General features: G+C 54.4%; 21 protein-coding genes. 12 read left to right on the top strand and 9 right to left on the bottom strand.

Annotated elements, in window-relative coordinates; translation table 11 throughout:
* Window positions 1-389 precede the first annotated feature (389 nt).
* From AC3Y2E_RS18510 to AC3Y2E_RS18495, 4 genes are all read left to right on the top strand, one after another.
* Entirely contained in the window at window positions 390-929 is a 540-nt protein-coding gene (locus tag AC3Y2E_RS18510) for a DUF4178 domain-containing protein (RefSeq protein WP_190931094.1), read from the top strand.
* 17 nt (window positions 930-946) lie between these two features.
* Entirely contained in the window at window positions 947-1,729 is a 783-nt protein-coding gene (locus AC3Y2E_RS18505) for a DUF4247 domain-containing protein (protein ID WP_379212890.1), read from the top strand.
* Between the two features lie 154 nt (window positions 1,730-1,883).
* Window positions 1,884-2,711 (top strand): YitT family protein, encoded by an 828-nt coding sequence (locus tag AC3Y2E_RS18500; protein WP_379212888.1) that lies wholly within the window; start codon window positions 1,884-1,886, stop codon window positions 2,709-2,711.
* A gap of 201 nt (window positions 2,712-2,912) precedes the next feature.
* On the top strand, window positions 2,913-3,101 hold the full coding sequence (locus AC3Y2E_RS18495; RefSeq protein ID WP_379212886.1) for a hypothetical protein: 189 nt from the start codon (window positions 2,913-2,915) through the stop codon (window positions 3,099-3,101).
* Between the two features lie 36 nt (window positions 3,102-3,137).
* Here AC3Y2E_RS18495 and AC3Y2E_RS18490 read toward each other — a convergent pair whose 3' ends face one another.
* Window positions 3,138-4,343: an MFS transporter gene (locus AC3Y2E_RS18490; protein ID WP_379212884.1), complete on the bottom strand. Its 1,206-nt coding sequence runs from the start codon at window positions 4,341-4,343 to the stop codon at window positions 3,138-3,140.
* Window positions 4,344-4,486: 143 nt separating this feature from the next.
* Between AC3Y2E_RS18490 and AC3Y2E_RS18485 the strand changes: the two genes are divergently transcribed.
* Window positions 4,487-5,653, top strand: a complete 1,167-nt coding sequence (locus tag AC3Y2E_RS18485; RefSeq protein ID WP_379212882.1) for a putative glycoside hydrolase — start codon at window positions 4,487-4,489, stop codon at window positions 5,651-5,653.
* A gap of 190 nt (window positions 5,654-5,843) precedes the next feature.
* On the top strand, window positions 5,844-6,422 hold the full coding sequence (locus AC3Y2E_RS18480) for a hypothetical protein (protein WP_332070238.1): 579 nt from the start codon (window positions 5,844-5,846) through the stop codon (window positions 6,420-6,422).
* Between the two features lie 74 nt (window positions 6,423-6,496).
* On the opposite strand, the gene AC3Y2E_RS18475 is transcribed toward AC3Y2E_RS18480, so the two are convergent.
* A complete protein-coding gene (locus tag AC3Y2E_RS18475) occupies window positions 6,497-7,036 on the bottom strand; it encodes an NADPH-dependent FMN reductase (RefSeq protein WP_332070239.1) in 540 nt (179 codons plus the stop codon).
* 223 nt (window positions 7,037-7,259) lie between these two features.
* On the opposite strand from AC3Y2E_RS18475, the gene AC3Y2E_RS18470 reads away from it, so the two are divergent.
* Complete coding sequence (locus AC3Y2E_RS18470; RefSeq protein WP_379212879.1) at window positions 7,260-7,697, top strand: peroxiredoxin; 438 nt, start codon at window positions 7,260-7,262, stop codon at window positions 7,695-7,697.
* 303 nt (window positions 7,698-8,000) lie between these two features.
* Here AC3Y2E_RS18470 and AC3Y2E_RS18465 read toward each other — a convergent pair whose 3' ends face one another.
* From AC3Y2E_RS18465 to AC3Y2E_RS18450, 4 genes are all read right to left on the bottom strand, one after another.
* Window positions 8,001-8,993, bottom strand: coding sequence for an aldose 1-epimerase (locus tag AC3Y2E_RS18465; RefSeq protein ID WP_379212877.1), 993 nt, complete (start codon window positions 8,991-8,993; stop codon window positions 8,001-8,003).
* 635 nt (window positions 8,994-9,628) lie between these two features.
* Window positions 9,629-10,594, bottom strand: a complete 966-nt coding sequence (gene pfkA / locus AC3Y2E_RS18460) for a 6-phosphofructokinase (protein WP_190928923.1) — start codon at window positions 10,592-10,594, stop codon at window positions 9,629-9,631.
* Between the two features lie 55 nt (window positions 10,595-10,649).
* On the bottom strand, window positions 10,650-11,729 hold the full coding sequence (locus AC3Y2E_RS18455; protein WP_379212874.1) for a tetraprenyl-beta-curcumene synthase family protein: 1,080 nt from the start codon (window positions 11,727-11,729) through the stop codon (window positions 10,650-10,652).
* Window positions 11,730-11,867: 138 nt separating this feature from the next.
* On the bottom strand, window positions 11,868-12,182 hold the full coding sequence (locus tag AC3Y2E_RS18450; RefSeq protein ID WP_379212872.1) for a hypothetical protein: 315 nt from the start codon (window positions 12,180-12,182) through the stop codon (window positions 11,868-11,870).
* A gap of 278 nt (window positions 12,183-12,460) precedes the next feature.
* On the opposite strand from AC3Y2E_RS18450, the gene AC3Y2E_RS18445 reads away from it, so the two are divergent.
* Both AC3Y2E_RS18445 and AC3Y2E_RS18440 read left to right on the top strand, forming a co-directional pair.
* A complete protein-coding gene (locus tag AC3Y2E_RS18445) occupies window positions 12,461-13,756 on the top strand; it encodes an MATE family efflux transporter (RefSeq protein ID WP_379212870.1) in 1,296 nt (431 codons plus the stop codon).
* 17 nt (window positions 13,757-13,773) lie between these two features.
* Entirely contained in the window at window positions 13,774-15,033 is a 1,260-nt protein-coding gene (locus AC3Y2E_RS18440; RefSeq protein WP_379212868.1) for an MFS transporter, read from the top strand.
* A 293-nt stretch (window positions 15,034-15,326) separates the two neighbouring features.
* Here AC3Y2E_RS18440 and ltrA read toward each other — a convergent pair whose 3' ends face one another.
* Both ltrA and AC3Y2E_RS18430 read right to left on the bottom strand, forming a co-directional pair.
* Window positions 15,327-16,727 carry a group II intron reverse transcriptase/maturase gene (ltrA, locus tag AC3Y2E_RS18435; protein ID WP_379212866.1) on the bottom strand — a complete coding sequence of 467 codons (1,401 nt, stop codon included), beginning with the start codon at window positions 16,725-16,727 and terminating at the stop codon, window positions 15,327-15,329.
* 657 nt (window positions 16,728-17,384) lie between these two features.
* On the bottom strand, window positions 17,385-17,720 hold the full coding sequence (locus AC3Y2E_RS18430) for a winged helix-turn-helix transcriptional regulator (protein ID WP_190928920.1): 336 nt from the start codon (window positions 17,718-17,720) through the stop codon (window positions 17,385-17,387).
* A 169-nt stretch (window positions 17,721-17,889) separates the two neighbouring features.
* On the opposite strand from AC3Y2E_RS18430, the gene AC3Y2E_RS18425 reads away from it, so the two are divergent.
* The 3 genes from AC3Y2E_RS18425 to AC3Y2E_RS18415 all read left to right on the top strand — a co-directional run bounded on the left by AC3Y2E_RS18425 (window position 17,890) and on the right by AC3Y2E_RS18415 (window position 19,721).
* Window positions 17,890-18,534 (top strand): NAD(P)-dependent oxidoreductase, encoded by a 645-nt coding sequence (locus AC3Y2E_RS18425; protein ID WP_379212863.1) that lies wholly within the window; start codon window positions 17,890-17,892, stop codon window positions 18,532-18,534.
* 36 nt (window positions 18,535-18,570) lie between these two features.
* Window positions 18,571-19,227 carry a nitroreductase family protein gene (locus AC3Y2E_RS18420; RefSeq protein WP_379212861.1) on the top strand — a complete coding sequence of 219 codons (657 nt, stop codon included), beginning with the start codon at window positions 18,571-18,573 and terminating at the stop codon, window positions 19,225-19,227.
* Window positions 19,228-19,301: 74 nt separating this feature from the next.
* Window positions 19,302-19,721, top strand: coding sequence for a DoxX family protein (locus AC3Y2E_RS18415; RefSeq protein WP_379212859.1), 420 nt, complete (start codon window positions 19,302-19,304; stop codon window positions 19,719-19,721).
* Between the two features lie 167 nt (window positions 19,722-19,888).
* On the opposite strand, the gene AC3Y2E_RS18410 is transcribed toward AC3Y2E_RS18415, so the two are convergent.
* Complete coding sequence (locus tag AC3Y2E_RS18410; RefSeq protein ID WP_379212857.1) at window positions 19,889-21,136, bottom strand: molybdopterin molybdotransferase MoeA; 1,248 nt, start codon at window positions 21,134-21,136, stop codon at window positions 19,889-19,891.
* Between the last annotated feature and the right edge of the window lie 89 nt (window positions 21,137-21,225).

The raw sequence follows: 21,225 nt of genomic DNA, 5'->3' as shown, positions 1-21,225 counted from the left end.
AGGGTATCTAGATCCCTCGAAATTTTGATTTACCCTTAAGCGCGACTTTGTCTATCCGATGGTTTAGTATCTCTTTCCCTTAACCCGTTTCATACGGGGATCATATGCGGATCTCTTTACCAGAAAAAAGGTATGAGCGGTCTTCCCATCGCCTACTCATCCATTCGCAGCCGAACTTAAGAATATCTATAGCATTATATCATAAGCGAAGATGCCATTTCCAGCTTTTTTCAACCAGTATGCTCGCCATCATCCTTTTGTATCCCTAAAGGGCTGCGAATTGTTGAGATTTGGTTTTTCTCCGCGAAACCATTTCGCCCTTTGCGCCGTATTACCGTTTAAGTATTCAGGCACACGACCGAACGAACGCGATCAAAGGAGAGAATCACATGTCCATTTTCAAACGAATCAGCAATCTGATCCGAAGCCATAAAGAACCGCAGCCTCTGCCGCAGTCGAATATTCACCCGCTCGAGGGCGCGTCCGTGGGAGATATCGCGCACGTCGATCTGGAGGAATTCGTCATCTCCGGCAAGGTGTCTTATGCCGATCCGGGATACGCGCCTCACCGGTATGCTTATTATTTGCAAAGCGGCCGCGACATCCACTGTCTGCTCGTCGAGAAAGGGCGAAGCTATGACTGCTTCATGTGCAAATTTCTCGAAGGCGGCCTGGACGACCCGAACGACGTACCGACCCGTCTCGAGGTAGACGGCAACATGACGTACGATCTGGAGCATCACCGCACGGACCGGACGCTGACGCAAGGCAACACCGATTTCCGCAACGGCGACCAGGTGCTGATCTGGAAATATTTCGCCGACAACAGCTCGCATTTCTTTTTGCAGTGGCAGGACGGTAAATTTGTCGCCATGGAAGGAACGCGCATCCCGTCCGGCGAAGTGAAGATCATGAAATCCAAACCATAAGGCGGGAGTGAACAGCTATGATCCGTTGGAACCGCTGGACGACCTGGGTTAGCTTGCTGCTCGTCGTCGCCCTGCTGTCCGGATGTGCCAATGCGGCCAACTATGTAAAAGACTCGTATCCGCTCGTAAGCGTTGACGGCAAAGGAAAAACAACGGCGAAAGTGTACGAGGCCGAAGGCAAGACGGTTCCCGAGGTAGCCAAAGAAATAACGGACCAGGAGAAACCTCAGGAAACGAGCAAAGAAGATCCGGACCAAATGTTTCTCATGTACGACAACCGGATCGTCAATTTGCAGAAAAACCCGGATAACCCGGACAATACGCTGATTGAAGTCAACTCGATCGAATATGCCAAGCAGCATTACGATTCCTCCTTCCTCGAAGGGTTCGTGACCGCGGCCATTATCCAATCGATACTCGGGGGCGACTGGTCGAGCTCGAGCTACAAAAAATATCCGGAGCCGTACAAAGGATACAGCAGCTCCAGCGCAGCCAAACCGTCTTCGTCTTCGTCAACCTCCAAGACGGACGAGAAGAAACCGGCTACGACCGACCGTACGGGATCGTTCAGCTCCAAAGGATCGGGCTCTGCGTCCACGACTCCTCCGGCAAGCGGCTCGACCAGCACAAGCAAACCAAGCACAAGCACCGGAAGCTCCAGCACGAAAAGTTCGGGAAGCTGGTCGTCCTCCAATTCGGGCAGCGTCCGCAAAAGCGACGGCTCGACACCTTCGACCAAATCGTCGAGCAAGCCGAGCACTTCCAAACGTTCCGGCAGCTTCAGCAGCAAAAAAAGATAAGTTACAAGCCTCGGGCGCAAGAGCCCGGGGCTTTTTTGGGACGGATCGCAAAGCGCCGAAATCCGCACCGAAGCCATCGCTCCGCTTTGTTGGCGTTTTTTAGTATGGCAACCGCCGACCTTGTGGAACACTACATGGTATGGAGGGACTTGCCATGGTTCGGTTGCGCGATCTGTACGATTTGCTGCGTATGGCGCTCGGAGCGTTTCTTATAGCAGCGGGCTTCAATTTATTTCTTATACCCCATCAGCTGTTAAGCGGAGGATTGTCGGGCATTTCGATGATGGTCGGCTATTTCACCGGCTGGAACATCGGCCTGTTATATTTTCTGATCAACCTGCCTGTGTTGATCTGGGGCTGGATCGTCATAGGCAAGCGGTTCATTGTGCTGAGCATCGTATCGGTACTGGCAACCACCGTCTTTTTGCAGCTTATCCCCGGCATATCCATTAACAGCGATCCGATTATCGGAGCCGTGTTCGGCGGAAGCCTGCTCGGCCTCGGCTCGGGGTTGTCGCTTAGAACCGGCGGCTCGTCGGGCGGATTCGATATCATCGGCTCGATCCTGACCCGGAGACGCGATTATCCGCTCGGCATGATCCTGTTCATCCTGAACAGCACCGTCGTGCTGGCGCTCGGTTTTATGCTGAACTGGGACTTGGCGTTGTGCTCGATGCTCTCCATTTTCATAGCGGGGCTCGTCGTGGATACGATTCATATCCGCCATGTTAAAGTGACCGCCTTCATCGTGACGAGCAAGAGGAAAGAGATCGCCGGGCGGCTGCTCGCGCTTCCCCGCGGGGTAACCGTGATCAAAACCGAAGGCGCGTACAGCCAGAGCCAGCATGAAATGCTGATGACGGTGACGACCCGGTACGAACTGGCTGAACTGCGCAAAATTATTAAAGAAACGGACCCGAAGGCGTTCGTCAACATTGTCGAGACGGTTGCCGTGATCGGAGAATTCCGCAAATTACAATAAATGTAAAATAATGCTGGGTTCCGTAAATTTGGACGCAGGAAAATGTTGTAAAACGGACGCAAAGAGAATGGACTTGTGGTATAATGGACTTGTAATTTCATAGGTTCTGGTATGAACGCTCAGCAACGTGTACTCTTTTCGTTTTTTTGGCCGATCGTCGTAAGACCGATTCGAGAAAAAATGCGGAAAGGTGTGGTGCTCATGGAAACGGTCAAATTATCCAGGATTGTCATGAAATTAACGCCTGACATGTACCCTTGCCTGAAAACATCCGAACTGGACATGGACATCGTGCTCCGATACGGATTCGACGCACTTGAGAAAGCCGACGCGTTGGACATTGTGAAGTACAGCATTTCCGAATATCAAAAAGACGCCCTGCTTCATTGAAAGGGCGTCTTTTTTGGCGTTGCCGCCGGTTTACCGTCAGCTCCATCCCCGGCTGCGGCGGTACTGGTGGGTGGCATATAGGAACAGTGCGGCAATGGCGCTTAAAACGGCCCCGAATATATACATGCTGCCGCCTCCCCACTCCTGCTTGAACCATCCCCCGATCACCCCGCCCAGTAGTCCCGCCAGTCCGAGAAATACGGCGGAGACGATCGCTTGCCCGGTCGAACCCATCTCCGCCGGTACGAGTCGGACGGCGTATTGGATCGTCGCCATCCAGAACAAAGCGAAGGTGAAGCTGTGAGACGCCTGAAGCGCGATCAGCACGGACGGATCGTCGATCCAGGCGTATGCCGCCCAGCGGACAGCGTACAGAATCGAGGTCAGGCCGAGCACAGCCAGCTCGTGATATTTATGGAGATGACGGCCAAGCCAGGCGAACGCCAGCGTCTCGCTGACGGAAGCGACCGCCCACGCCAAGCCGAACCACGTATCGGGAGCGCCAAGTTCGGCCAGATGCAGCGTAAACCATACATCGTTCAGACGATGCGGAATCGAGACGATCAGGATCATGATCAGAAACCAGAGAAACATCCGGTTGCGGAGCAGGACGCCGATATCTTTAATCCGGATGCGCGTATCCGCGCTCCCTCCTTGCTCCTGTCCCGCACGTTCTCTGAGAAACATCAGCAGCGCGAACGGTACGAGCCACAGCGCCCAGAACAAATAACCGATCTTCTCGATTCCGCCGATCCAGGCCAGCATATAACCGGACAAGATCGCAACGATGCTGAATCCTGCCGAGCCCCACGACCGCACCGCTCCATACGACTGCTTCGTCCCGCGAATCGATTTCATCGTTAAGCTGTCGAGCAGCGGAATCGAAGGATACATGAAGAAATACAGCAGCATCACAAACCAAAAGGCCAGTCCAAACGTTCCCGACAGGAATAAACCTACGCTCGCTAGTATCGTAAACAACCATAAAAGGCCGATGATCCGTTTGATTGTATTATATTTATCGCTTAAATAACCCCATACCGGCTGCGCAAACATCGCCACGAACGGACCGATATTCATGAGCCACCCGATTTGCACCGGCGTATAACCTTTCATTCCGAAATATACCGGCAAATAGGGAAGCAATACCGCCTGCAGGGCATAAAAAGAAAACAGCACCCCTTTTACGGCGAACAGCTGTCTAGTCATGAATCCATCCGTCCTCACCTTCGATGAATGCATGCCCCTCCGGGCACGCCTCTCTAATCCTAATCGATTCAGCCGTCTTCTTTCAACATAATCCTACAAAATCCTCTGGGATTCGTTCGCGGGTTCCCGTATAATGAAGGTCCAGAAACCGGATTTTCGGATTGGAGACGAGAGGTATGGAACTATTACTGGCCGCCTGGCTTCTGCTCTGCGGCAATGTATCCGGCACTCCGGCCGACATCCCGCTCGAGCAGCTGCTGCAGGCCGCAGTCGATTCGGCCCGGCCGGCCGCGGCCGAACAAGCCGGGACACCGCCCGGCGGCGCATACAGCAAGACCGATCCGCAGCAGGACGCTCCGCTTGTTAAGGGCGTCTACGCCACTGCGCACAGCGCGGGAGGGGCGCGGCTGCAAACGCTGCTCCAGCTGATCGACGAGACGGAGCTGAATTCCCTCGTGATCGATATCAAGGACGATTACGGGTACATTACGTATCCGACCGGGAACGAACAGCTTGAAGCGATGGACACGACCAAAAAGATCATTTCCGATATGCCGGGACTTATTGCCAAACTAAACGATCATCACATCTACCCGATTGCAAGAGTCGTCGTCTTCAAAGATACGGTGTTGGCGAACCGGCAGCCGGAGCTGTCGTTTCGGAATCCGGACGGATCGGTCTGGACGAACGGCAAAAATCCGGGTGACAGCTTCGTTAATCCGTACCGCAAGGAAGTGTGGGATTACAACATCGCCGTCGCCAAGGAAGCGGCCAAAGCAGGCTTTAAGGAGATCCAGTTCGACTATGTGCGGTTTCCCGAAGGGTTCGAGAAACGGGCGGAGGAGCTGACTTATACGAAGGACGAGCGGACGCGAATCGACGCCGTCGCCGACTTTGTATGGTATGCGCGCGAGCAGCTCGCTCCGTACGGGGTGCGCGTCTCGGTCGATATTTTCGGCTATGCCGCTTCCGTACCGGCCGCCGAAGGAATCGGGCAGGACTTCGAGAAAATATCGAAGTACGTCGATGTAATCTCCCCTATGATCTATCCGAGCCATTACAGCACGGGATGGTACGGTTCCAAGGTGCCGGACGCCGCTCCGTACGTTACGATTAACGGCGCCATGATCGATACGAATAAAAAGCTCGAACCGCTGGCGGAGCTTAAGCCGGTTGTCCGCCCCTGGATTCAGGACTTTACCGCCTCGTGGGTGAAAGGATATATCCGGTACGGCAAGCGCGAGCTGGAGGAACAGATCCGCGCTCTGAACGATAACGGCGTTCATGAATATTTGCTCTGGAACGCGGGCAACACGTACACGTCTGGAGTCGATTACCGGTAAGCGAGGCGATAGCTACGCACCGCGCTGCGGCGCGATTGCTTGTCTGCGGTCGCGTCCGGCCGCCCTTCGGCTGAAGCACGGACACTGCCCGACTTTAGTCCAGTCCGGAAACCGTCTCCAGTCTGTTTTCGCGGCAAGCCGGTACGGGTAAGCTGGTATCAAACCCATTGACGGAAAGAAGGAGCGATCCATGAACGACCGATATTTCGAATCAGGACCAGCTCACCAGCAGCACGTCCCCCCTTATCAAGGCGGACCGGGAGCTTATTCGTTCCCGATCGATCCGGTAAAACCGAAGAGCAAGTTTGTCGCCACAGTATTGTCCATGTTCATTCCCGGAACCGGGCAAATGTATCTCGGCGCCGTCGTTCGCGGCATGTCCATCATGATGCTGCTCGCGCTCGACATCGTCGCCATCGTTTTTTTCGCCGACGGCCCGGTACAAAACAACGTGCTTCCCGTCACCTTGCTGTCACTGCTTATTCCGGTCGTTTATTTCTACAACGTCTTCGACGCGGTTCATCAGACCGATGCGATCAACCGGGCGATTCGCCACGGCTTCCCGTATGCCGGCTACGCTTATCCGAACTCGAGCGGCGGCAATCTGATGCTCGGTTTTATCGGCGCCGTCGTCTTTTTCTGCTCGCTGTCGGCTTTCGGCGGCTGGTGGGACGGCCTGTTTACGGTAAATGCGGCTTTGGGCGGCGCATTGCTGCTGATTGCAGGCGCTTACTTGTTTATGAAAGAGTTTCGCGGGAAAAAGTCCTAGCGGAAACCTGCAGCACCCGCACAAAAGCCGCTTCCAGTGACGGAAGCGGCTTTGTTTCGTTCATCCGTTTGTTGTCAGCGGTTGCGCAGCGCGTTCGCCAACTGGACGAAATAGGCGACTGTTCTCATCGCTCTTTCCTTCACCATCGGGTTGACCGGCTCGCCCTCGGCGTCGAACTGGCGGTTGTCTCCGCCGATCGAGATCCATTCGGGGCAATTGACGCCGTGAACGCCCCTGACGATTACCTGCAGCTGCTGGAGCGGACTGACGCCGACAGCACCGCCGGTCGAGGAGACGGATAAGACCGCCTTGCTGTCGAAATGATCGAAGCCGAGATGATCGATCGCATTTTTCAGGACGCCGGAGATACCTCCGTGATAATCGGGAGTGCTTAATACGATGGCATCGGCCTGCAGCATCGCTTGTTTCAGTGCGGCCAGATTCTCGTCAGGAGGATTCCGGTCATCCGGTGTGAACAGAGGTACGGGGCGCTCATACAGATCGAACAAAGTGACCCGGCATCCCTTCTCTTCAAGCAGCCTGGATAAATACCGGCACAGCTTCGTACTGGTGGACGCTTTTTTGTTACTCCCTGCCAGTATGGTTACGTTCATGCTGGAATCTCCTCTCCGATATTACATACTTTTTTGTTTATTATATTCCTTTTATTGGTTCATGGAAAGAGCCGCCTTCCTTCGCCGTCCGATCGATTACGGATACCGCGTTTCGCTTTCGTCTTTTACCGTGTCCTCGTTCCTCACCTGCTTGCCCACGTTTTAGTACGGGAGTAGTATAATGGAGAGGCAAGAGTTCATTTCCAGACCGGAGGGATAACATATGCTGCAACTAGGCGAACCGGCCCCGTTGTTCGAGGCGGAGAGCACGCAAGGAACCGTTAAGCTGGGCGAGCTGATCGGCAAACGGCCCGTCGTTCTTATTTTTTACCCGATGGACGAAACGCCGGGCTGCACCGCCCAGCTGTGCGCGGTCCGGGACAGCAAGAAGCAGTACGAATCGATCGGTGCAGTCGTCATCGGCGTGAATCCGGCCGGGATGGACGCTCACCGGAAGTTCGCGGCGAATCACGGACTGGACTTTCCGATCGCCGTCGATGAAGGCGGCTCGATCCGCAAAATGTATGGGGTCGGCAAGATGCTCGGTCTGTTTCTCCAGCAGCGGGTCGTATACGGAATCGACAAGCAGGGGAAGATTGCTTTCGCCCGGAAAGGCAGCCCGTCCGCGGAAGAAATTGTCGCGGCGCTTGGTCGCGCCTGATGCGGCTGAAGCGAACGCAGATGAAATAATGAGGGACTGTTTCAATCGTCATATAGCGATTATTCGAGCCCTGCTTAGAACCGGTTTCTTGAGAAAAGGACCTCAGGCCTCCGCCTTTCAGCGGAACTTGAGGTCCTTTCGTTTCGTTTCGGTTGTTCGAGATGTTTTAGTGTCGTGCCAACACTTTGGGGACGATTTCTTTTTCTTCATGAACAGCGGCCGACAACCACCGTGCTGAGCCCCTTTGTTGGAAGCAAGATCGCCGGTTCCATCCGGACGGTTGCTGGGTATGACTGTATATATTCAGCAAGATTCGCCGTACATCCGGCTCGACTCCTGCCATACTTCTCCCGGTGCGAGCGATACGAGTCCGGTTTCTTCGGCGGAAAATGGGGCGCTCGGCGCGTTCACCATCCCCGTCTGCGGCTCCGGACAGAAGAACCCGCCTTGGCCGCCTCCGTTATAGATCATCCAGAACTTGTACGCCGAGCCCGCCTCGTAAACCAGCCTGACGTTCAGCCGGGTATCGGTCAGCTCCATGACGTTGCGGCCGCCTTGCGGGACCGCTGTATAATGGTTGTCGAGCGATGCGAAATACGGCGTCGTGCCTGCTCCCTTCATCTTCTCCTCGTCCGCATCGAGCGCCGAGAATCGTCCGGTCGGCAGCATCCGCTCGTTCAGTTCGATCCGCTCGCCTACCGTCATTCGGAACGAACAATCGGACGGCGTGCTTCCCGGCGCGAACGGAGCGTTTACCGTCGTATGGAAGCCAAGCGTGCACGGCATCGGCTGCAAGCCGTCATTGCGCACCCCGGTCTCCTGCGTGAGCCCGTCCTTGCTAAGCGAATAACGGATTTTGATCGTGAATTTATGAGGAAAATATGCAAAGGCCGGATGCGATTCGTCGACCCGCTGCGCAACGACTACATAACTGGAACCGGCATCGGCGCCGTAATCGTCCACCTGCCAAGGGATATTGTAGAAGAAGCCGTGTATATGATTGTTCCGGCCCGGCTCGGTGACGGGGAGCTTGTACGTTTGTCCGTTCCAAGGAAAGTTGCCGTCCTCGTACCGGTTCGGCGGAAACAGCACCGGAATGCCATGCACCATCGGTCTTTGTTTAAACGCTTCCATCTCGTCCGCCTCCGGCTCCCGCAAATAGCGGAACCCGTTCTCCGCGTCCCGAAACGCGACCAGATTGCCGCCAACTTCGGGAAGCAGCGCTGCCTCGTACGGCCCGAACTTCAGCCATATCGCTCTCTCTCCGTAAAAAGTACCTTCATAAGCGTTCGACATTGCGACCGACTCCTCCCGGGGCTCCCCGCTATGTGTGCCGGCTGGTAGTCCGACATGCGGGATATGGTAGTCATTATAATCCAAAGCGCGCCGGCTTGCTAGAGAAAGAATAGGATAAGCTCTGCAGGAACTGGGTCGTCATTGTAAAGAAAGGGGAAGTCGTTCGATCGGCGATTGGAAGCGGATGGCGGGATAAGGCCTGATAGAAGCGCGTGAGAAAACAGGTCGGCTTACTGATGTGAAGGTGATGCGGATACTGTTGTTTGGGGCGGTGGGGATGCCTTGGCGGGTGCCGGATCGGTGTAGTTAGCCGCGTCGATTATCCGATAAAGAGCGGTTTGCCACTCTTATTTGGCGCTTTCCCTTCTTGCCTGTCTGAGAAAGATCGGTTGCCGGTAGACGAAAGGGACTGTCCATAAAAGCGTTCGCACGGGGCATGGTAACATCCCGATTTCAAAGGAAAGGACCTCAAATTCCGTGGTAAAACGGAGGTTGAGGTCCTTATTCTTCACAGAAAACCGGTTCGAAGTGGGCTCAGATATTGCAAATCCCTTTTGAGGCAGCCCCTCGCCAGTCCTGTTCCAGCAAGCTGCTCGCACTACCGCTACTGCGCCCGCAAGCCATGCTATCGCCGCTTATTGCGACAAACGAAGCGCAAGCTCGTACAGCTCGCGGTTAATTTCTTTCTTGGAATGAACGACCTTGTCGATATCGGTCGTGACGAGCTCGCCTTTGATGACGCCGCACGCCTTGCCGGAATCGCCGGAGATCAGCTGACGCACCGCAAAGTCGCCGAGACGGCTAGCCAGGATGCGGTCATTGTGCGTCGGCGTACCGCCGCGCTGAATATGGCCAAGCACTGTTACGCGTGCGTCGATCCCGTTCGATTCCTTGATGCGGTCGGCCACGCTTTGTGCGTTGCCCGCTCCTTCGGCGATCACGATAATGCTGTGGCGTTTGCCGACCTGGAAGTTGGCTTCCATCCGCTTCGCCACCTCGTCCAGATCGAACGGCACTTCCGGTACGAGAATCGTTTCGGCGCCGCTGGCAAGTCCTGCATACAGGGCGATGTCTCCGCAGTGACGGCCCATCACCTCTACGACGGAGGAACGCTCATGCGAGCTCATCGTATCGCGCAGCTTGTTGATCGCATCAACGACGATGCTGACAGCCGTATCGAAGCCGATCGTCACGTCCGTGAACGGAATATCGTTGTCGATCGTGCCCGGCAGCCCCATCGTACGGATTCCCAGCTTGCTCAATTTATTTGCGCCTTGATACGAACCTTCGCCACCGATAACGACGAGGCCGTCGATCCCGTGCTTGCGCAAGTTGTCCGCTCCGAGCTGCTGGCCTTCCGGGGTCAAAAACTCCTTGCAGCGGGCCGTCTGCAAAATCGTTCCGCCGCGCTGTATAATATCGCCGACGCTGCGCAAATCCATCGGACGAATATCTTCGTTAATAAGCCCGTAGTACCCGCGCTGAACGCCGTACACTTCCAGACCGTGGTAGATCGCGCTCCGCACCACCGCGCGAACGGCTGCGTTCATCCCTTGCGAGTCGCCGCCGCTTGTCAATACGGCAATTTTCTTAACTGTCATACATCATGTTCCCCTTTCGATTAGTCCCATGTAGTCGGTCATAGGTCCGGCTGCGTCAGACGGACGCCTTGCGGATCCATACGCTGTTGGCCCAGAAGAAGACGCGCATAAGCGGACTGCCTTTCATAAGCTGGCGCGATATGGCCCGCACTTGCTTTTGCTCCCTTACTTTCGGATCGGATAAATAGAGGGCCAGCAGCCCTTCGATAATCATCCGGTGAAACTGCGGATGGTCCAGACCGACGATGTCCTTCCGGGCCCGTTCCGCGATGACTGCGATTTGCCGGGCGGTCGTTTCTCCGTTCTCGTAATAAAAACAGAAATTCAAATCCCCGCCCGCCAAATCTTCATCCTGGTCGATCAAATAATCGAGTAAAATGTGCAGCCCGCATACATGCGGAAAGTAAGCTTTGTGAATCGCCTCCGCACGTTCGGCGGTGAGCCTCTCGCCGGAAGCGGCCAAAAACAAATAAAACACCCCAAGCGTCGAACCGGTTGCAGCCGCGAACTCGTTCCATCGCAAATGCGAAAAACGGGGCCGGTGCTTCTCCCACCAGTTCATCAGCTCCTGCTCGCGCAAATCGTGCCGGATATGCTTGTACACCTGCAGATCGCCGTACAGCCCGACCAGTTCCTTGATGCCGTCGCGGACGTGCGGATACGACGGCAAGCGGGAGATGCAGGCTTGGCAAGTACGGACGAGTTCGTGCAGGTACCCGCCGTCCTCGCGCTCCTCCCGGAGTGCGTAATAGTCGGCGAGCGGAGCGTCCGGATCGACCGCATCCAGCATGGAACGGTGAAGCAGCCGGAAATCTTCCGGGTCCATCGAGGTACTGCGGTCGCATAAATTATCCAAATAATCGCTGATCGTCTGGAAAGAGACGATAAGCGGAATCAACACGTGGCGCATCGGCAAATTGGCGGCCGCGTATACTGCCCCGCCCTTGCAATGAAACTCTTTATGGGTAATGCTGTCGATCGCCTGCTTGCGCAGCTCGGGGTCGGGCATGCGCTCGGCCATCTCGCGCCAACGCTGCAGTTCGCTTCTTACGCTCGGAAACACATGCCGGTATAATCGGTGCATCAGAGTTAGAGGGTTTCGGGGTACTTTTTGACTGTTACGCCTTGTCGTCATCAATTGCGGCGATCCTCCACGCTAGTCTTGATGACAATTTACCGAAATAAAGGTAAATTGCATCTATGATGCATTTCATCACCTTGCCGATGAATTGCATCATACCCCATATATTATAGTACAAAATCACCCAACTTCCTAATAATGCCCCTTAACCGATACGTCCTGATCCGCACGGAACCACAAATGAAGATCGGTAATGCAGCTCGCCAGCTCGGCGATCTCGGTATTCAGCCGGCAGGAGGTCGGAAAATCGTCCTCCGTATTGAGCCGGTTCTGCTTCTCCACAATCGTCTTCTCGAGCTGCATGATCCGGTCGGGAATCCGGCCCCGGACCTGCTCCCATTCATGGAGCAGCTCGGCTCTCTCCGCTTCCGTCAACGCTTCCCAAGCATCGTGCAGCACCGGCAGCCCGATGCCGAGTCGCTCGTCGTACACGAATTCGTATTTCATCCTTACGCCTCCAGGCAACACGACTCTTGAACATTAATTTAACATGCGGCAAGCTTCCCCGCCAAGCGTAAAGTTCACAGCAAGGCAGGAAAATAGCGCGTGTCAACATTTTCTGCTAGGCGTTCGGGGCAATCCGTCTTATACTAGTACATAAGTGGAAGGAACATTTTGCAAGACGCCTTACGAGCGCGTACTTAGTAACAGGCAGCTTCGCGCATGGCCTGAGTCTGGAGAGAACGCATATCATGACCCAACCCGAATCTGGACGGCGGCTAACCATGAGGCAGCTTTTTGCTTTTTTTATACCGCTGGGCCTTTCCGCCAGCTTAGTTACGATCTCGCACGTCATCATCAACAGCACGCTCGCCCGCTCCGCCAGTCCTGAAACCATTATAGCCAGTTATGCGATCGGACTGAGCATGCTGGGGATTATCGAACGACCCGCCATCTTGCTTCGCCAGACGTGTTCCGCGCTCGTGCGCGACCGGACCTCGTTCAAGGCGATGACCAATGTGGCGGTTTGTCTGTTGATCGGCATGTTCGCCGCAGGGCTGATGATTTCTTATTCGCCGGCCGGCGAACTGTTGTTTCTGCGCTTGTTCGGCGTGGACGATTCGATGCTGCAGTCGATTATCGACGTCTACCGGGTTTTGATGTTCGTCAGCATCTTTTCGGGCATCCGGTGTTTGTACCACGGCATCATCATCAGCAACATGCGCACGAAATGGCTGACGATCGGGATGGTTGTGAGGCTCGCCGCAATGTATCTCGTATCGCTGTACTACATTCATACGGGTAATGTGACGAGCGGCCAGGTCGGGGCGGTAATCTTCCTCGTCGGGATGGCGATCGAGGCGGCCGTAAGCTATATCGAGGGGAGCCGGCTGGCCCGCAGCCTGCCGCTCAAAAAGGAAGGGCACGAGATCGAAAAGACGGGACAAATCTTCCAGTTTTACCGCCCGCTGCTGCTCTCCTCCCTGATCGCCGTCATCGTCGGCCCCGCCATTAATGCGATGCTCGGCAAAACGTCGGACATCGAGCTGGCGATCGCCTCGTTTGCGATTGCCGCGAGTCTGACGCAGCTGGTGACCAGCTTTTTCTCGTACATGCATCAAATCGTTTTGAATTTCTACCGGAAAGACTCGGCGCTGGCGGTCCGGTTCGTTATGCTGTGCGGCTTCATTCCGACGCTTCTGATCGGCATCCTGGCTTATACCGGCGTCGGCCCATGGTTTATGGAGCATGTGATGGGCGTGAACGAACGTCTGATGGAAGCCAGCTTGCATACGCTGCGCGTCTTTATGTTTCTGGCGCTGATCTTCCCGTGGCTTGATTTCTGCAACGGCATCGTCATGCTTCGCGGCCAGACGAAAATCATGCTGTTCTCGCAATCCGCCAACGTCGCCGTCACGTTAACGGCGCTGATTTTGTGCGTCCTGAACGCGCCAGCCTGGAACGGTATGATCGGCGCCTTGGCACAATCGCTCGGTCTGGCCGCCGAGCTCGCGGTCGTCGCATTCGCGATCCGCGCCCAGTCTCCCGGAATAAGCCGGGGAGCCGGTACAACGCTGTGAAAGAAGGATCTTGTCCCATGACTACGGAAGTGAAGGAACGTACCGTTACCCGCGAATCCGGTGCGGCAGCGCAAGAGAGCGCAGCCGGGGCTCCCGGGCCTAAGACGGCCGGGAACGATCCGCTGCCGACCGTTCGCGACGAACGGACGATGCGGACGTTTTCATTTGTCATGTACATGACGATGGCGCTGACCGTCTCTTTTTTCCCTTTATACTTCAGCGCTCAAGGCTATTCGAAGCTGCAGATCGGCACCATCTATGCGATCGGACCGTTCATCGGCATCGCCGCCAATCTCGTGTGGGGATATGCCAGCGACAAGCTGCAGACGATCCGCAAAGTATTGATCGTCATTCTGTGCGGGCAGCTGCTGACGACCATTATTTTATCGCAGACGGATACGATCGCCTGGCTGTATGTCGTCATGGTCGCGTACAATTTCTTTTTTACGCCCATTAACGGGTTAAACGACAGTCTCACCCTGCTTACGATCCGGCGTACAGGCAAAAGCTACGCCAGCTTCCGCGTATGGGGATCGCTCGGCTTCGCTTTCTCCTCGCTCGCTTTCGGAACGATTCTGCATGCGGTGGGCGTCGAGCATACCATCCTGTTCACGATCGGCACGATCTCGCTGTCGCTGTGCATCGCGTTTTTTCTGAAAGACCGGTCGGGCGGCTCTTCGGGCGCTATCAGCTTCTTCGGTTTCTTCGATATAATCCGGCAGCCGAAGCTGCTGCTGTTTCTGGCGCTGATCTTTACGATGTCGTTCGCCCACCGGACGAACGACGGCTTCCTGGCGCTGACGATGCGGGAGCTCGGAGCAAGCGATACGGTCATCGGCTGGGCATGGACGGCTTCCTCCCTGAGCGAAATTCCGATGTTTTTCTGGCTCAGCAAAAACGGTCACCGCTTCAAGGAGCTGCCGCTGCTGATGATCGCCTCGTTTTTTTATGCGGTCCGGTTTTTCCTGGTCAGCATCGTGTCCGATCCGTTGTGGATCATTCCGCTCCAGCTCATGCACAGCGTCACGTTCGGTATCTTTCTTGTGACGGCGCTGCGGTACATCCAGCTGCTCATTCCGGATCAATTCCGGGCTACCGGTCAGGCGATCTATAATATCGTCTGGTCGTGCCTCGCCGGTCTCGCCAGCGGAATCGTCGGCGGCTGGGTATTCGACGGCTGGGGAGCTCCGGTGATGTACAGGATCGCCGCTTTTTCCGCCGTGCTTGCTTGTTTCGGCTTCCTGCTGACGTCGCTGTATCAGAGGAGACACTCTTAAGTCTCCTCTGTATCGGGCGGTTCGGAGGACCGGTCCCCTCTCCGATCTCGTGTCGCCTCTACCGACTCCCCTGCTGCTTTATTTCATATTTTCAACGATTTAAGCGTTATCAATAAATCCTTGGCCGATCGGTTCACGACGGTTTCCCTTCTAGTGCCTATCGTTTCTTGTATCAAGACTTGAAAAGGCAGCTGTCCAGCCCCCTATGACCGCGTAAATCGAGTAGGAGGCTACTCATTAGTTGAGTAGCCGACCTCTCACACCACCGTACGTACCGTTCGGTATACGGCGGTTCAACCGTTTAAGTGCAATTTACGAAGTTGCTCGTACCGAGCAGGGAAGTCATAATACCCTGCATGTGCGAGCTTTTCGTTTGTTACAGAGCGATTCAACACTGCGCTTCCGGCTATACGCCAGTAACCCAGCCTTGTATTTCCCCATTGGTAAGCCTGCCACTCCGGTATTCCTAGCTTTCGTAGATTTTGCACCTTCGTTCTTGGCTTCTTCCATTGCTTCCAGATGTACATGCGCATCCGTCTTCGGAGCCATTCATGCCAATCCTGCAAAATTCGTTTCATGTCGGCGACATAGAAATAACCCAACCAACCGCGAATGTAGACCTTTACGCGCTCCATCACTTGCCTAGCGTTTCTGCCTTGACTCCGGTTCGTCAGCTCTTTCAGCTTCTTCTTTGCCTTGACAAGTGATTCCGGGTGGGCGCGTATGTTTACGCCGTTTCCGTTCTTGCCCAGCGCATAGCCTAGAAATTTAAAGTGCTTCCGTGCGACCACGCTTACTACCTTGCTTTTCTGCGTGTTTAGCTTGAGTCTCAGCTTGTCCTCTAGGTACTTCCGGCAAGATTCTAGAAGTCTCGTTGCTGCCCGCTTGCTTTTCGCCAGCACGACGATGTCGTCTGCGTAGCGGATGACGATTACGCCCCGGCTTTCCATCTCCTGGTCGAATTCGTTCAGATAGATGTTCGCCAATAACGGCGACAGCGGTCCTCCTTGCGGGGAACCTTCTTCTGTCTCTCGGCGTACTCCGTTCTCCATAACTCCGCTTTTCAAATATTTCTTAATCAAGTCTGTGACGCGCTTGTCTTCGATTTGTTTGCGCAGCAGGTTCATCAGCAACTCGTGATTCAGCGTGTCAAAGTACTTCGAGAGGTCAATTTCTACTGCGTGGCTGTATCCCTGTTCCGCATAGGATTTCACTTTCCGAATCGCTTGTTGCGCGCTACGCTTCGGACGGTAGCCATAGCTCCCGTCTGAGAAAAGCGGCTCAAACTGTGGTTGCAGTTGCTGAGCAATGGCTTGTTGGATGACGCGATCCACGACTGTGGGGATGCCGAGTTTCCTTACTCCGCTTCCATCCGGTTTGGGAATCTCCTTGCGCCGCACCGGGCTTGGTTTGTATTTGCCATCCCGGATGCTTTGCAGGAGTTCATCTCTGTTATCTCGCAACCATGGCAGTGCCGCCTCGACGGTCATTCCGTCGATTCCCGGTGCCCCGTGGTTGCTTTTGACCTTCTTGTAGGCGCTATTCAGGTTGTCCCTGTTTAGTATCTTTTCAAGCAGGTCGTCTGCACCGTCTCTTTCTCTACTCTCCCGAGCTCCGGCACTCCGCGCTCCCACATACTCTTCGTGTTCCACACTATCCCTTTGAGGGCAGCCCTTTCGGTATTCTGCTTTCAACGCACCGGTTCTCCTTCCTGTATGTACTTAAGACTTACGATTGTTCTGCCCTTCCGCTCGCCGCTGCTCGCGGTTCGCGTACTATGGCGTCTGCTGACTTCTCACAGCAAGCTTTACTCCGTCTTTCGGATTTTTTTTTTCCCTACTCCACGTCTGTGAGATCTCCCCGGGTAAGAGCGATAACTTTCCCCTCATCTATCTGCCACATCTACCTGATGGGATTTGGGCAGTATTGGACTTTACTTTGCATTGCAAGCTCGTCCGTCCCACCAAGCCTTCTATGTGATTTCTGTTCGTCAGACCGAGGGTTTGCCTCCGGCTTCCTTCAGATTCCGCCTCACGACGGACACCCTTGCCTTTAGCTAACAGTTCCTACTGCCAAGCCTGTAGCGGACTTTCACCGCCTAGTTATCGCCCATGCCGGGCGCACAACGAAAACAGCGCCCGTCTGGCACACCAGAGGACGCCGTTTACTTATAGTGCGAGTTCAAAAAGTCCGGTTTTCAGCACCAAGAAGATTGGATGATGCTAGGAAATGAGGAGCGGAGCGTAGTGGAGCTACGTGAGCACCGGAAGTTCCGGCTGAATTCAATATTCGATGTCGAGCAGTCTTCCTGATCTGCTTCGTGATCAAAAGCGGACTTTTTGAACAACCTCTTATAAGGTTTCATGTTCATCCGGATCAATCTTCACCCATTCGCGCGACCAGTTCTCCATCTCCCGGATGACCGGCGCCAGCGCAAGCCCTTTGTCCGTCAGCGAATAGACAATTCGGACAGGCGTCTCCGGGTACACCTCGCGATGCACGATTCCTTCCTGCTCCAAATCTTTCAGCCGCTCCGACAACAGCCGGCCGCTGATGGGAATCGCCGTCTCGATCGTGCAAAACCGCTGAGGACCCGAAAGCAGCTGATGTACGATCAGCACGGTCCACCGTTTGCTTAAGACTTGGATCCCCTTTTCTACTAATGGACATAATGAAGACTGTTTCATCGCTTTCACCTCGCTTGTTTCAAGTATATCGCAAAATCAACTTAGTTACAAAGTAAAATATACTAACTTGACATTTGTATCTTATTGTTTTACACTTTGTTACGAAAAGTAATTAACTTATTTAACGATATCGATTCGAATTATCGTTCCGAAAGAGGAGGAATATAAAATGAGTAAAAAAATCGGTGTCATCGGCGCAAGCGGCAAAGCCGGAAGCCTGATCGTCCAAGAAGCGCTCGCAAGAGGGCATGAAGTGACGGCTATCGTCAGAAATGCCGCCAACATAACGAATCCTCAAGTAGCGGTGCTGGAGAAAAACGTCTTTGATCTAACTTCCGGCGATTTGAAACGTTTTGATGTCGTCGTTAACGCTTTCGCAGCGCCAATCGGTCAGGAGCATCTCCATGTGGATGCCGGCAACGTGCTGATCAAGGCGCTTCAGGAAGCCCCGGATACGAGACTGCTCGTAGTCGGGGGAGCGGGCAGCTTGTTCGTCGACGAGGCCAAGACGACCCGTCTGGTGGATACGCCCCAATTCCCTAAGGAGTACCACGCTACCGCGACCAATCAAGGCAAAAATCTGGAGCTTCTCCAGCTAACGGATTCCATCAACTGGACGTTTCTTAGTCCGGCCGCCTTTTTCTCGCCGGAGGGCCGAAGAACCGGCTCGTACCGACTGGGCAAAGACCATCTTCTGCTTAATTCCAAAGGCGACAGCTATGTAAGCTACGCTGACTATGCGATTGCCGTATTGGACGAGATCGAGCGGCCGCAACATTCGAACACCCGCTTCACCGTTGTATCCGAATCTTAAGATTAACCGCCAAAAAACATCAGGAGGGAAATGAAAATGGGATTTTTAGACACAATTTTTGGTAAAACGACAGACGGCGAGCAGGCTCAGGGAGCTGCCAACGATTTTTATACGGCCGTGGAAGCAAGACGTTCGATCTACGCGATCAGCAGCGAACAGGTTGTATCGGACGAGCGAATCGAGCAGGTAATCAACCATGCGGTGAAACATACGCCCTCCTCCTTTAACTCGCAATCGGCGAGAGTCGTCGTTTTGCTTGGCGACAAGCATAAGAAGCTGTGGGACATCACGACGGAAACGTTGCGCAAAATCGTACCGGTAGACCAGTTTGGCCCTACCGCCGATAAAATGAACGCTTTTGCATCCGGCTACGGAACCGTCTTGTTTTTTGAGGATCATGCCGTCATCGAATCGCTGCAGCAGCAGTTTGCTTCCTACAGCGACAACTTCCCGATCTGGTCGATGCAGTCGAGCGGCATGCTGCAATATGTGATCTGGACATCGCTTGAGCTGGAAGGCTTCGGCGCCTCGCTGCAGCATTACAACCCGCTGATCGACGAAGCGGTCAAGCAAGAGTGGAACATCCCGGCAAGCTGGAAGCTGATGGCGCAGATGCCTTTCGGCAAACCTACCGCTCCTGCGGGCGAGAAGCAGTTTAAACCGCTGGAGGAACGGGTCCGTTACTTGAAATAATCGACGCATCCATACCGTTGGCCGTCTGTCCGTTTCAGATCCGAAATTAAACAATATGGGAGAGGTTTCATTCAATGAATCGCAATGTTGAGATCGGGCTGCTAATAACGCGGCTCGTGCTGGGCATCATATTTTTGGTACATGGTATCGTCAAATTCCGCGACGGGATCGGGAATATATCCGGCTGGTTCGACAGCATCGGCATTCCGGGATTCGCCGCCTATATCGTCGCTATTATCGAGCTGGTTGGCGGCCTCGCATTGATCGTTGGTTTCGGCACACGGATCGTGTCCATTTTGCTGGCGATTGTGATGGCCGGAGCGATTTTCAAAGTCAAGCTGGCCGCCGGTTTTCTCGGGAACGGGCAAATGGCGGGCTACGAGCTGGACTTGGCTCTGCTGGCGATCGCCTTGCTGCTCGGTTTAAGCGGCAGCCGCCTGCTTGCCTTGGACCGGGCTCTGCCGGGCTCCCGTTCCGCGACGCTGAACAGCTGACCTGTTTTCACCAAGCGAATAAGCATGACACGGGAATGACCCCGTTTCCAAATGAAAGGACCTCAAATCCCACTGCAACGTGGAGGTTGAGGTCCTTTTCTGCTCGGCATATCCATATTTGTGTTTGAACATCACATACAAGAATGATGGGAAACCCTAATCTACTCTTAGTGAATGTTATCGACCGGAATGACCTCCACGAGTTCACCGTCCCGTTTTCCCCGTCCGCCCGGAGGGATCAGAATGAGACAATCCGAATCCTTGATCGACACGGAGACGCCGGACCGATCTTTCCCTACAGGCTCCACGAACGCCAGGCCCTCCCGGATATAACGTTTTCCGCGGACGAAGCGGGTATAGGCGTTTCCTTTTGTAAAATCCCCTTTCAGATAAGCGCTGAATGTTCGGGGATACGGCTCCTTTTGTCCTAACATGCCATACAACGCGGGAAGAACAAACAGCTTGAATCCTACAAAGCACGCCCCCGGGTTGCCCGATAAGCCGAACAGCAGCGTACTTTGCATCACTCCCGCAGTGGTTACGCTTCCAGGACGCATCGCGATTTTATTAAATAACAGCGTGCCCTTCAGGTTGTTGAAAATCTCCGCCATCATGTCGTAGTCGCCTACCGATACCCCTCCCGTAGTCAAAATCAGATCGGCTGTATCTGCTGCCCGGTAGATCGTTTCTTCGGATTGTTCTTTATGGTCGGGGAGCATCGCGAAGGCGGCAACTTCCCCGCCGGCTTCCTGTACAAGGGACGAGAGCATGTAGAAGTTGCTGTCTCGAATTTTCCCGGGCTGAAGCGGTGAACGTATATCGAGCAGTTCCGATCCGGTAGAGAAGATCGCAACCCTGGGTTTTTTAAAAACACGGACCTTGTCATAACCGAAAGCGGCGAGAAGCGAAGCTTGCCCGGCGTTGATCCGCTGCCCTGTGCCGATCAGAAACTCGTTTTCTTGAATTTCCTCCCCGACAAAGGACACATTTCTCCCTTCCTCCACTTCCTTCTTGACGGCTACGAACGGCTTGCCGCCGATCTCGCAGTCTTCCGTCATCTCGAACATAACCACCGTATCTGCACCGTCAGGCAAGGGAGCACCCGTCATAATACGGGAAGCCTGTCCGCTATGAACGGGCAGCGACGGGACCGTTCCGCAAGGAATCGTCTGGATCACCTCCAACATGGCAGGGCTCTCGAAGCTGGCGCCGCGAAGATCCCCGGCTTTGACCGCAAACCCGTCCATTCCGGATTTTACAAAGTGCGGCATACTACTGGTGGCGGCAATGTCTTCGGCCAATCTTCTACCGTAGGCGTATTGAAGTTCCAGACATTCGGACGGCTGTAGACGAATATGAGGCTCCATACGCCGCTGGGCTTCCGCGACACTGATCGCCTGTCGGTTCTCCTTCATCGCAAGACCCCTTCCCCGATCGAATGATGTAACCCCAATCGTTGCGATTGCATAACTTGCGTTTACGCTTCTTGCTTCTAAGGACTCTT

The organism is Paenibacillus sp. MAH-35 (assembly GCF_058135425.1).
The sequence above is the reverse complement of the archived record's forward strand: the minus strand, read 5'-3'. Positions and strand labels throughout refer to the sequence as shown.